The sequence below is a fragment of the Streptomyces sp. ISL-87 genome (genome assembly GCF_018614095.1).
Taxonomy (GTDB): Bacteria; Actinomycetota; Actinomycetes; order Streptomycetales; family Streptomycetaceae; genus Streptomyces.
Genome location: NZ_JAGGOY010000070.1, coordinates 65515 through 76853, shown reverse-complemented (window position 1 = coordinate 76853; position 11339 = coordinate 65515). Strand labels below are relative to the sequence as shown.

Here is an 11339-nt window from a genome sequence, read left to right as displayed (position 1 = left end):
GTGGGGTACGTAGGGCCGGCGGCGGATGCGGTGCTCGCGCGGTACCCGGAGACGCTGATCGGGCGGGGGCGGGTGCAGGCGGGGGTGGTAGGGGGGGGGGTGGGGGAGGGGCGGGCCGGGGAAGTCGCCGAGGTCCTTTCGGACCCGGTGCCAGTGCCGGTGCTCGTGGACGCGGACGGTTTGCGCGGGCTGGACCCGGAGGTGCTGCGTGCCCGGCCGGCGGCGACGCTGCTGACGCCGCATGCGGGGGAGGCGGCGGCGCTGCTCGGTACGTCGCGGGAGTCGGTGGAGGCGGGGCGGCTGGCGGCGGTGCGGGAGCTTGCGGGGCGGTACGGGGCGACGGTGCTGCTCAAGGGCTCTACGACGCTGGTGGCCTCCTCCTCGGGCGGGGTGGTGCGGGTCAATCCGACGGGGACGCCGTGGCTCGCCACCGCGGGGAGTGGGGACGTGCTGTCGGGGCTGGGAGGGTCGCTTCTGGCGGCGGGGCTGTCGGGGGAGGACGCGGGCGCGGTGGCGGCGTTCCTGCACGGGCTGGCGGGCCGGCTGGCCTCCGGCGGTGCCCCTGCCCCGGCCCACGAGGTGGCGGAGTCCCTCCCGGCCGCCTGGCGGGATGTCCGGTCGCCGTGACGGGGTCGGCCTGACCGCGGCCGCCTGGGCGCGGTCCGTCCTGACTGGGTCGGCCTGACGCGGTCGCCCTGACGCGGTCGCCCGGCCGTGGCGCCGTCTTCGGGGGCCGGCCCCCGGACTCTCCCCCAGACTCCGTCCGGGGGACCCCCAGCGCCTCAAACACCGGCGAGGCTGAAGTTGGTGGCGGAGCGGTGGGAGTGGGCCCGGGGGCGGGTTCTGAGAGACTGGGGGCGATGAACGAGACAGCGACGCGCGTGTACGCCGAGATCGATCTTGATGCCGTGCGGGGGAACGTGCGCGCACTGCGCCGGCGGGCGCCCCGGTCCCAGGTGATGGCCGTCGTCAAGGCGGACGCCTACGGGCACGGGGCCGTTCCGTGCGCCCGGGCCGCCCTGGAAGCCGGTGCCACCTGGCTCGGTACCGCGACCCCCGAAGAGGCGCTCGCGCTGCGCGCCGCCGGGATCGACGCGCCGGTCATGTGCTGGCTGTGGACCCCCGGCGGGCCCTGGCGGGAGGCCGTCGAGGCCGGAATCGACGTCTCCGTCAGCGGGATGTGGGCGCTGGACGAGGTACGGGCCGCCGCGCGGGCGGCAGGGTGTACCGCGCGCGTTCAGCTCAAGGCCGACACCGGGCTGGGGCGCAACGGGTGCCAGCCCGCCGACTGGGCCGAGCTGGTGGGAGCGGCCGTCGCCGCCCAGGCCGAGGGGACCGTGAGCGTCACCGGGGTGTGGTCGCACTTCGCCTGTGCCGATGAGCCCGGGCACCCCTCCATCGCGCTACAGCTCAACGCCTTCCGCGACATGCTCGCCTACGCCGAGAAGGAGGGCGTCGCGCCCGAGGTCCGGCACATCGCCAACTCGCCGGCGACCCTGACCCTGCCCGAGAGCCACTTCGACCTGGTGCGGTGCGGGCTGGCCGTCTACGGCGTGTCCCCCGCCCCCGAGCTTGGCACCTCCGAGCAGCTCGGGCTCACCCCCGCCATGACCCTCAAGGCCTCCGTGGCCCTCGTCAAGGCCGTGCCGGCCGGGCACGGGGTGAGTTACGGGCACCACCACGTGACGGCGCAGGACACCCACCTCGCCCTGATCCCCGCCGGATACGCCGACGGGATTCCGCGGCACGCCTCCGGGCGCGGGCCCGTCCTGCTCGGCGGGAAGCGGCGTACCGTCGCCGGCCGCGTCGCGATGGACCAGTTCGTCGTCGACCTCGGCGCCGACCAGGTGCGGGTGGGCGAGGAGGCTGTCATCTTCGGGACAGGAGAGCACGGCGAGCCGACTGCCGAGGACTGGGCTGAGGCCGCCGGCACCATCGCGTATGAGATCGTCACCCGTATCGGGGGGCGCGTGCCCCGGGTGTACCGCAACGGCTGAGTGAGGACGGCGTGGGCGACGGCGTGAGCGAGAACTGGCGCAAGGCCGGCTGGGCCGGCGCCGCCATCGGCGTCATCGCCGCGGGCGCGGCGGCCGGTGTCGCGGTGGAACGGCTCACCGTCGGCCGCGGCATGCGCGTGAAGGCGCGCCTCGCGCTCGATGCCGTCGGGGACTACGGATCCCTGCGCGGGACCGAGGGAACCACCCGCGCCGAGGACGCGACCGAGCTCTACTACGAGGTCGACGAGCTGCCCGACGACGGCAAGAAGCGGCGCCTGCGGAGGAACGCCGGACCCGCCGCCACCGTCGTCTTCTGTCATGGCTACTGCCTCAGCCAGGACTCCTGGCACTTCCAGCGCGCGGCCCTGCGCGGAGTGGTCCGCTCCGTGTACTGGGACCAGCGCAGCCACGGCCGCTCCGCCCGCGGCCTCGCCCAGGCCGACGGCGAGGCGGTGACCATCGAGCAGCTCGGCCGCGATCTGAAGGCCGTCATCGACGCCGCCGCCCCCGAGGGGCCGCTCGTCCTCGTCGGCCACTCCATGGGCGGCATGACCATCATGGCGCTGGCCGAGCAGTTCCCCGAGCTGGTACGGGACCGGGTGCTCGGCGTGGCCCTGGTCGGCACCTCCAGCGGGGGGCTCGGCGAGGTGACGTACGGGCTGCCGCTGCCGGCCGCCGGGCTGAGTGCCGTACGCCGGGTACTGCCGGGGGTGCTCAAGGCGCTCGGCTCGCAGGTCGAGCTGGTCGAGAAGGGCCGCCGGGCCACCGCGGACCTCTTCGCCGGGATGATCAAGCGGTACTCGTTCGGCTCCCGGGATGTGGACCCGGCCGTCGCGCGCTTCGCCGAGCGGCTCATCGAGGCCACCCCGATCGACGTGGTCGCCGAGTTCTACCCGGCCTTCCAGATCCACGACAAGTCCGCCGCGCTCCAGCGGTTCGCGGACATCCCCGTCACCGTCATCGCCGGGGACACAGACATGATCACCCCGCCCGAGCACAGCGAGGCCATCAAGGCCGTACTGCCGTCCGCGGAGCTGACGATCCTGGAGTCTGCCGGGCACCTGGTCATGCTGGAGTACCCCGAGACGGTGACGGCGCTGCTGAGCGAGCTGCTGGTGCGCGCCGGAGCCGTGGCCGCACCGACTAACGTTGGCGGGCATGGAAGAAGTACCGCTGGAAGCACCGCGCAGCCAGGCACCTGAGGCCGCTGCCCAGGCCCGTGTCACCGTCGACTCCCCGGACGCCATGCGCGAACTGGGCCGCAGGATCGCTGGTCTGCTGCGCCCCGGTGACCTCGTGCTGCTGACCGGTGAGCTCGGCGCCGGCAAGACCACCCTGACCCGGGGCCTCGGCGAGGGCCTGGGCGTGCGCGGGGCCGTGACCTCGCCGACCTTCGTGATCGCCCGCGTGCATCCCCCGCTGGGCGACGGGCCGCCGCTGGTGCACGTGGACGCGTACCGGCTCGGCGGCGGGCTGGACGAGATGGAGGACCTGGACCTCGACGTCTCGCTGCCCGACTCCGTGGTCGTCGTGGAGTGGGGCGACGGCAAGGTCGAGGAGCTCTCCGACGACCGGCTGCACGTGGTGATCGCGCGGGCGGTCGGCCACGAGGAGGTCCTGGACGACGTACGGGAGGTCTCGGTGCACGGGGTCGGGGCGCGCTGGGCCGAGGGCGCCGGGCAGTCGGCGCTCGCGGCACTGGCCGTCGCTCCGGTGGAGTAGCGGCGCGGCCCGGAACCGGGCGGGGCCGGGCGGGGGAACCGGGGCGGGAACCGGGCCGGGAACGCGAACGTACCGACAACAAGTCGGCAAGATATTGCGCAGGCCGAGTACCGCGTGATGACATGGTACCGAGCGCTGGTTAGGTGTGCCTAAGTACGGCGTCCCGTGGTCCAGGAGGCAGCCATGTCGGCAGCAGGAGCAGAGCGAGCGCACCGCGCGGACGTTCCCCGTACGTCCGGCGTGTCCATGGGGGCGCTGCTCGCCGCGGGCGTGGCCGCTACCGCCGTGTCGACGCCGCCCGCGCGGTTGCACGTACGGGACGAGGGCGCCGGGTCGGGCCCAGGCCCGGGCGAGCTGCACGCGGCTACGGAACAGGCCGCTCCGGGATCCGAAGCGGCCTGAGTCCCACGTATGGGTGAAGGTGGCCTGGGTGAAGGTGGGTCCCGTCAGGGAACGACGACGATCTTCGTGTTGATCGTCGCGAAGGACCACATCGCATCGCCGTCCGCGCGCGACATGCGGATGCCGCCGGTCTTCTTGTCCGGGTTCGGCTCCGGCATCGAGCCGTCCACGCGGGCGCTGAACCCGACCGCGACGCCCTCCGCGAGCCCGAACCGTACGACGTGCTCGATCGGCACCCCGTCCGAGCCGGTGACCGCGCCCGAGCGCGAGCCGACCACGTAGCTGCCCGGCTTCGGGTGCACCGTGCTCGGCATCACCGCGAACGACTTCGGTTCCCGTCCCGGCTCGCCCACCAGCCACACCCGCTTCATGCCCACCGAGTACACGACGCGCATCCCCTCGCCGGAACCGGCCGGCACGGGCACCGGCTTGGCCGCGTCCTGCTTGGCGGTGGCCGACTGGCTCGGGGCCGGGGCCGGGGTCTGCACGGCGGCCTTCGGCGGGTGCGCGGGCGCCGTGGCGGAGGCCTGGTAGCCGAGGAAGCCGACGGCCGCGACTGCCGCGGCGGTGAGCCCGGCCACGATTCCCGAGCTGCTGCGTGCCACCTTGCTCCACCTCTCCGCGCATACGTTGAAATACCTGCTCGATACCTCGGTTCGAAAGGTAGCAGCCAGGGTGCCCGGCGACCGTCCGCGCGGGCCCGGGGCCCCGGAGTCGTAGGCTGTTCGCGTGCTCTTGCTCGCTGTAGATACCGCCACGCCCGCCGTCACCGTCGCCCTGCACGACGGCGAGTCCGTCCTCGCCGAGTCGAACCAGGTCGACGCCCGCCGCCACGGGGAGCTTCTGCTGCCCTCCGTCGACAAGGTCCTCGCCGAGGCCGGGCTGAAGCTCGAAGCCGTCACCGGCGTCGTCGTCGGCGTCGGCCCAGGCCCCTACACCGGGCTACGGGTCGGCCTCGCCACCGCCTCCACCTTCGCCTCCGTGCTGGGCGTGCCCGTGTACGGCCTGTGCACCCTGGACGGGCTCGCGTACGCCGCCGGCGCCGCCGGAATCGAGGGCCCCTTCACGGTCGCCACCGACGCACGGCGCAAGGAGGTCTACTGGGCGCGCTACGAGGACCCGCGCACGCGCCTCGGCGAGCCGGCGGTGGACCGGCCGGCCGACATCGCCGAGCAGGTCGCGGGACTGCCCGCGGTGGGCCAGGGCGCGCGCCTGTACCCCGAGGTGTTCCCCGACGCGCGGGAGCCCGAGCACCAGTCCGCCGGAGCCCTCGCGGCCCTGGCGGCGGAACGACTGGCGGCCGGGGCGGAGTTCCTGCCTCCGACCCCGCTGTACCTGCGCCGGCCCGACGCCCAGGTACCCAAGAACTACAAGGTGGTCACCCCACAGTGACAGCGGTACTGCGCGAGATGCGCTGGTGGGACATCGAGCCCGTGCTGGAACTGGAGCACGAACTCTTCCCCGAGGACGCCTGGTCCGCCGGGATGTTCTGGTCCGAGCTCGCCCACGCCCGCGGCCCCGGGGCCACCCGCCACTACATCGTCGCCGAGACGCCGGAAGGCCGCCTGGTGGGCTACGCCGGGCTGTCCGCCGCCGGCGACCTGGGCGACGTACAGACCATCGCGGCCGCGCGCGACCAGTGGGGCACCGGGCTCGGGGCCCGGCTGCTCACCGATCTGCTGCGCGCCGCCACCGCTTTCGAGTGCGCCGAGGTCCTCCTGGAGGTACGGGTGGACAACACTCGGGCCCAGAAGCTGTACGAGCGCTTCGGCTTCGAGCCGATCGGCTTCCGGCGGGGCTACTACCAGCCCGGCAACGTCGACGCGCTGGTGATGCGCCTCTCCGACCCCGCCACCTCCGTGACCTCCGCGGCCCCCCTGAACTCCGAGAATCCCGTGAGAAGTGAGACCCATGGCTGACGAACCGCTCGTCCTCGGTATCGAGACGTCCTGCGACGAGACCGGCGTCGGCATCGTCCGTGGCACCACGCTGCTCGCGGACGCGATCGCGTCGAGCGTCGACGAGCACGCCCGCTTCGGCGGGGTCGTGCCGGAGGTGGCCTCCCGGGCGCACCTGGAGGCCATGGTCCCGACCATCGAGCGCGCCCTGAAGGAGGCCGGGGTCAGCCCCCGCGACCTCGACGGCATCGCGGTCACGGCCGGTCCGGGGCTCGCGGGGGCGCTGCTGGTGGGCGTCTCGGCGGCCAAGGCGTACGCGTACGCGCTGGGCAAGCCGCTGTACGGGGTGAACCACCTGGCCTCGCACATCTGCGTGGACCAGCTGGAGCACGGGCCGCTGCCGGAGCCGACGATGGCGCTGCTGGTGTCGGGCGGGCACTCCTCGCTGCTGCTGGCCCCGGACATCACCGCCGATGTGCGGCCGCTCGGCGCGACCATCGACGACGCGGCGGGCGAGGCCTTCGACAAGATCGCGCGCGTGCTTCAGCTGGGCTTCCCCGGCGGACCGGTCATCGACCGGCTGGCGCGCGAGGGCGACCCGAAGGCGATCAACTTTCCGCGCGGTCTGACGGGGCCGCGCGACGCGGCGTACGACTTCTCCTTCTCCGGGCTGAAGACGGCGGTCGCCCGCTGGATCGAGGCGAAGCGGAAGGCGGGCGAGGACGTGCCGGTGCGCGATGTCGCGGCGTCCTTCCAGGAAGCGGTGGTGGACGTCCTGACGCGCAAGGCGATCCGCGCGTGCAAGGACGAGGGCGTGGACCACCTGATGATCGGCGGCGGTGTGGCGGCCAACTCCCGGCTGCGGTCGCTGGCGCAGGAGCGCTGCGACGACGCGGGGATCATCCTGCGGGTGCCGCGGCCGAAGCTGTGCACGGACAACGGCGCGATGGTGGCGGCGCTGGGTGCGGAGATGGTCAAGCGGAACCGGCCGGCCTCGGACTGGGACCTGTCGGCGGACTCCTCGCTGCCGGTGACGGACCCGCACGTGCCGGGTACCGCGCACGAGCAGGAACACGGGCAGGGGCACGAGCAGGGACACGAGCAGGGGCACGCGCATGCGCACGGCCACGCGCACGACCACGACCACGTGCATGAGCTGAGCAAGGACAACCTCTACTCGTGAGCACCGTCGCGCTGATGTGGGAGGCCCGGGCCGCCGACGGCCGGGGCAACGAGCTGCTGGAGTGGGCCCGTTCGCAGGTCCTGGCCTGGGAGCCGGTGCGCCGCGAAGTGTTCCGCGCCCCGCAGGACCGGGTGCTGGTGATCACCTGGTGGGAGGCGCCCGAGGGCGTGGCGGCGGACCTGCCCGAACTGCCCGAACCCGCCCCGGACTTGATCACCCGGGCGGTGCACCGCTGGCGGTTCGAGTCGGTGGAGGTCACCGGCGGCTGAGCCTGGGCGGCCGGGGCGCTGACACGCCGCGTCGGCCCCCGGGCCCCCGGCCGGGCGGGGACACGCCGCGTCGGCCCCTGGCGAGCGGCTCAGGCGGTCCTGGACAGACTGCCGCTATCGTCGTGCGCATGCCTCGCGACCTGCCGCCTCCGCCGCCTCCCGTGCATCTGCGCGAATGGATGGACGAGACCGTCGTACGGGCCGACCGCGCCCGGTTCCTGCGCGATCTGGCGCAACGCACCGTGGGCCTCGGGCAGTTGCTGCTGCTCTGGGCGGTCTCGGCGGTCTTCGCCCTCGGCTGGTCCTTCGTCGGCATGGCCCTGATGGCCTTCGAGGAGGGCGGCGTGACGGCGGCCGTGCTCGCAGTCGTCTTCGCCGTGCTCGGTGTGGGCGTGCTGGTGCCGGCCGGGTTCTGGTTCGCCTGGGGTGCCCGGCGCGAGCGCCAGGTGCGGCAACTGCTGCGCGCGTGGGCCGAGTCGGGACGGGATCCGGACACCGACCCCCGGATGTGCCAGCCCTGGCGGAGCCTGACCTGGCTGCTGGCCTCGCTCGTGCTGGGCGCGCTCGGGCTGTGGCTGACCTTCGGCGTCGCCGTACAGGCCCGGCCGGGCGAGGAGACGTACGGCGAAGTCGCGTACTACATGGGCCTCGGCATGATCCTGTGGATCACCGGCCTGCTCGGCCTCGGCAAGGCGGGGGCCCACTACCGCTGGGCCGTCCGCGCCTTTAGGCGCCCTACGGCGCGACCGCCGGCGAGCCGATCAGCATCGACGGCGCCCCCGCCACCCGGGTCAGGAACACGGTCGCGGAGTTCGGCCCCTGTGGCTTGACCTTCTTGCGGAGCTCCTCGGGCTCGATCGCGGAGCCCCGCTTCTTCACGGTCAGGATGCCCACCTCGCGCTCGCGCAGCAGTGCCTTCAGCTTCTTCAGGCCGAAGGGCAGCACGTCGGTGATCTCGTACGCGGTCGCGTACGGCGTCGCGCGCAGCTCGTCGGCGGTGACGTAGGCGATGGTCGGGTCGATGAGCCGGCCGTCCAGCTGCTCGGCGACCTCGGCGACCAGGTGGGCGCGGATCACGGCGCCGTCGGGCTCGTAGAGGTAGCGGCCGACGGGACCGGCCTCGGGGTCCGGCAGCGGCTCGGCGGTCTCCAGGGTGCGCGGCCCGGGCAGCAGGGTGGCGCGTACGGTGCCGGGCGCGGTGCCGAACCAGAGCACGGCCTCCTTGACGTCACCGCCGTCGGAGATCCATTCGGCCTCGGCCTCCTTCGGCACCGCCTCGTGCGGGATCCCGGGGGCGATCTTGATGGCGGCGTGCCGGGCCGTACGGGCGGTCTCGACGGCCCATGACAGCGGCGGCGAGTAGCTCTCGGGGTCGAAGATCCTGCCGCGGCCGCCGCGCCGCGCCGGGTCGATGAAGACGGCGTCGTACGCGGACACGTCCACGTCCGTCACGTCCGCCTCCCGGACCTCGATCAGGTCCGCCAGCCCCAGCGCCTCGGCGTTCGCCCGGGCGACGGCGACGGTCAGCGGATCGTGGTCCACCGCCAGTACCCGGATGCCGAGCCGGGCCAGGGCCAGGGCGTCGCCGCCGATGCCGCAGCACAGGTCCGCGAGGCTTCGTACGCCGAGGGCCGCGAGCCGCTCGGCGCGGTACGAGGCGACCGACGCTCGGGTGGCCATCTCGCCGCCGCCGGGGGTGAAGTACATCCGGAACGCATCCTCGGCGCCGAACTTCGCCACCGCGCGCTGGCGCAGCCGGGCCTGCCCCAGGGCGGCGGAGACCAGGCCCACGGGGTGCTCGCGGCGCAGCCGGGTGGCTACGGCCAGCTCCTGGGCGGGGTCGTAGTCGCGGAGCGAGTCGAGGAGGGCGCGGCCCTCGGGGGTGAGGAGCGCGGCGAAGTCTTCGGGGGTCACCGATTCATTGTGGGCCAGTCGGTGGAAGGTCGGCGTCCGCTCGCGGTGTCGTCCGGGGTGTGCGAGCTTGTGGTGTAAGGATCCGCTGCTATGCAGCTAGTAGGACAAAGGGTAAATAAGACGCAACAGGGTCACCGGTCCGCGGCAGGCGCGCGCGGCCGGTTCGGGGTGGTATTGGCCGCGCTGCTGGTCGCCGGCCTGGGAACGGCCTGCGGATCCGGGCAGTCCGCGGCGCCCGACAAGGCGAAGACCGCCAAGGGTGCCGAGGCGGCGGGCGCGGCCGGCGCACTCGGGAACACCGCCGAGCGGATGAAGGCCGCCCAGCAGGCCCGGATCGCCGTCGCGAAGAAGTGGGGCCTGGCCAAGCCGGCGCTCGTCGCCCCGGCGGCGCCGAAGACGAAGCCCGCGATCACCACGCGCGAGGGCTTCGAGGTGGAGGACGGGGAGAACCTCCCGCCGGTCTTCACCACCGTCCCGACGGAGGACAAGGTCGTCTTCCTGACCATCGACGACGGCGCGGAGAAGGACCCCGAGTTCCTGAAGATGATGCAGGAGCTGAAGATCCCGTACACGGCGTTCCTCAGCGACTACCTCGTGCGGGACAACTACCCGTACTTCAAGAAGATGCAGGCCGCGGGCGTCTCCCTGAACAACCACACGCTCAACCACCGGTACATGCCCGGGCTGTCGTACGAGAAGCAGCGCGAGGAGATCTGTGGTCAGCAGGACACGATCCAGAAGCACTTCGGCAAGCGGCCCACGCTCTTCCGGCCGCCGTACGGGAACTACAACCAGGACACGCTGCTCGCGGCCAAGTCCTGCGGCATCAAGGCGGTCCCGCTGTGGAACGCGGAGGCGTTCCCGAACCGGATGGACTGGCGGGAATGGGACCGGGACCTGCACCCCGGTGACATCATCCTCACGCACTTCCGGGGCCGGGAGGACTGGAAGGGCACGATGCCTGACATGATCCGTCATGTCATGAAGACCGTCACGGACAAGGGGTATGCCGTGGCCCGCTTGGAGGACTACCTGTGATGTACGCGCGCCGGTTGGTGGCCGGAACGCTGGCGGCCGGCGCGCTCGCGCTGTCCCTGACGGGGTGTGGGGGCGGCGCGGACCCCAGCGAACGCATGGGCCGCCGGGCCTCGCCGGGGGCCCAGGGCGGCTCCCCGGCCTCGCCGCCGCCCTCGCCTTCCGCCTCTCCCTCCCTCTCCGCCTCCCCTTCCCCGGACGACGCGTACAAGCGCTGGGGTCTGTCGGCCCCGCTGCAGTTCGCGCCCAAGCCCACGCACAAGCCCGTACTCCCGGCGCCCGCGGCGGGCAAGGCGGCGGTGGTGGACCGAATACCCGTCGCGCCGGAGGACAAGGTCGTCTTCCTGACCTTCGACGACGGCGCCGAGAAGGCCCCCGAGTTCCTGAAGATGGCGGCGGACCTGAAACTGCCGATCAGCATGTTCCTGACGGACAGCGTGGCCGCGTCGGACTACGGGCACTTCGAGAAGCTCCGCGACAACGGCAGCGCCAGCACGATAAACAACCACACCCTGACGCACCCGAACCTCCGGACCCTGCCCTTCGCGGCGCAGAAGAAGGAGATATGCGGCCAGCAGGACCGCCTGGAGAAACGCTTCGGCAACCGCCCGACGCTCTTCCGGCCCCCGTACGGCAACTACAACGACGACACCCTCCGGGCCGCCTCGGACTGCGGCCTCTCGCGGGTGGTGCTGTGGCGGGTGTCGATGCAGATCAACAACTTCCAGTACGCCGAAGGCTCCGCCCTCAAACCGGGCGACATAATCCTGGCCCACTTCCGCGGCCCGGCCGAGCTCAAGGGCTCGACGGAAATCGAGATGACCACGCGAATGCTCCGCCGGATCCAGGACCAGGGCTACCGGATCGGGCGACTGGAGGACTACCTGTAGGCGGCGGGGCGGGGCGGGGAGGGGAGGGG

14 protein-coding genes are annotated in these 11339 nt (G+C 73.0%); 12 read left to right on the top strand and 2 right to left on the bottom strand.

All coding sequences use genetic code 11. The features are described from left to right. The 5 genes from J7I97_RS25705 to J7I97_RS25685 form a co-directional block, all read left to right on the top strand. A partial coding sequence (locus J7I97_RS25705) for an ADP/ATP-dependent (S)-NAD(P)H-hydrate dehydratase (RefSeq protein ID WP_214938892.1) occupies positions 1-627 on the top strand: 627 nt, incomplete at its 5' end. A gap of 233 nt (positions 628-860) precedes the next feature. After that, positions 861-1997, top strand: coding sequence for an alanine racemase (gene alr / locus J7I97_RS25700; RefSeq protein WP_214938889.1), 1137 nt, complete (start codon positions 861-863; stop codon positions 1995-1997). After that, positions 1994-3199, top strand: a complete 1206-nt coding sequence (locus J7I97_RS25695) for an alpha/beta fold hydrolase (protein WP_251049689.1) — start codon at positions 1994-1996, stop codon at positions 3197-3199. The genes alr and J7I97_RS25695 overlap by 4 nt, the downstream gene beginning before the upstream one ends. Next, positions 3156-3719, top strand: coding sequence for a tRNA (adenosine(37)-N6)-threonylcarbamoyltransferase complex ATPase subunit type 1 TsaE (gene tsaE / locus J7I97_RS25690; RefSeq protein WP_251059156.1), 564 nt, complete (start codon positions 3156-3158; stop codon positions 3717-3719). The genes J7I97_RS25695 and tsaE overlap by 44 nt, the downstream gene beginning before the upstream one ends. Positions 3720-3902: 183 nt before the next feature. Continuing rightward, the gene (locus tag J7I97_RS25685) at positions 3903-4121 is read left to right on the top strand and encodes a hypothetical protein (RefSeq protein ID WP_214938886.1); all 219 of its coding nucleotides are present in this window, start codon (positions 3903-3905) and stop codon (positions 4119-4121) included. Positions 4122-4165: 44 nt separating this feature from the next. Here J7I97_RS25685 and J7I97_RS25680 read toward each other — a convergent pair whose 3' ends face one another. Beyond that, positions 4166-4726: a hypothetical protein gene (locus J7I97_RS25680; protein WP_214938882.1), complete on the bottom strand. Its 561-nt coding sequence runs from the start codon at positions 4724-4726 to the stop codon at positions 4166-4168. Between the two features lie 124 nt (positions 4727-4850). On the opposite strand from J7I97_RS25680, the gene tsaB reads away from it, so the two are divergent. The 5 genes from tsaB (at position 4851) to J7I97_RS25655 (ending at position 8301) form a co-directional block, all read left to right on the top strand. After that, complete coding sequence (gene tsaB, locus J7I97_RS25675; RefSeq protein WP_214938879.1) at positions 4851-5513, top strand: tRNA (adenosine(37)-N6)-threonylcarbamoyltransferase complex dimerization subunit type 1 TsaB; 663 nt, start codon at positions 4851-4853, stop codon at positions 5511-5513. Between the two features lie 17 nt (positions 5514-5530). Further along, positions 5531-6040, top strand: coding sequence for a ribosomal protein S18-alanine N-acetyltransferase (rimI, locus tag J7I97_RS25670; RefSeq protein ID WP_214938903.1), 510 nt, complete (start codon positions 5531-5533; stop codon positions 6038-6040). Beyond that, positions 6033-7202: a tRNA (adenosine(37)-N6)-threonylcarbamoyltransferase complex transferase subunit TsaD gene (tsaD, locus tag J7I97_RS25665; RefSeq protein WP_214938876.1), complete on the top strand. Its 1170-nt coding sequence runs from the start codon at positions 6033-6035 to the stop codon at positions 7200-7202. The genes rimI and tsaD overlap by 8 nt, the downstream gene beginning before the upstream one ends. After that, entirely contained in the window at positions 7199-7471 is a 273-nt protein-coding gene (locus tag J7I97_RS25660) for a hypothetical protein (protein WP_308363603.1), read from the top strand. The genes tsaD and J7I97_RS25660 overlap by 4 nt, the downstream gene beginning before the upstream one ends. A gap of 128 nt (positions 7472-7599) precedes the next feature. Further along, a complete protein-coding gene (locus J7I97_RS25655; RefSeq protein ID WP_214938874.1) occupies positions 7600-8301 on the top strand; it encodes a hypothetical protein in 702 nt (233 codons plus the stop codon). On the opposite strand, the gene J7I97_RS25650 is transcribed toward J7I97_RS25655, so the two are convergent. Next, positions 8207-9403 carry a methyltransferase domain-containing protein gene (locus J7I97_RS25650; RefSeq protein ID WP_251059163.1) on the bottom strand — a complete coding sequence of 399 codons (1197 nt, stop codon included), beginning with the start codon at positions 9401-9403 and terminating at the stop codon, positions 8207-8209. The two genes, J7I97_RS25655 and J7I97_RS25650, sit on opposite strands and share 95 nt — an antisense overlap. Before the next feature lie 150 nt (positions 9404-9553). On the opposite strand from J7I97_RS25650, the gene J7I97_RS25645 reads away from it, so the two are divergent. After that, complete coding sequence (locus J7I97_RS25645; protein WP_308363604.1) at positions 9554-10423, top strand: polysaccharide deacetylase family protein; 870 nt, start codon at positions 9554-9556, stop codon at positions 10421-10423. After that, positions 10423-11310 (top strand): polysaccharide deacetylase family protein, encoded by an 888-nt coding sequence (locus tag J7I97_RS25640; RefSeq protein WP_251049680.1) that lies wholly within the window; start codon positions 10423-10425, stop codon positions 11308-11310. Before J7I97_RS25645 ends, J7I97_RS25640 begins: the two co-directional genes overlap by 1 nt. Positions 11311-11339: the final 29 nt, after the last annotated feature.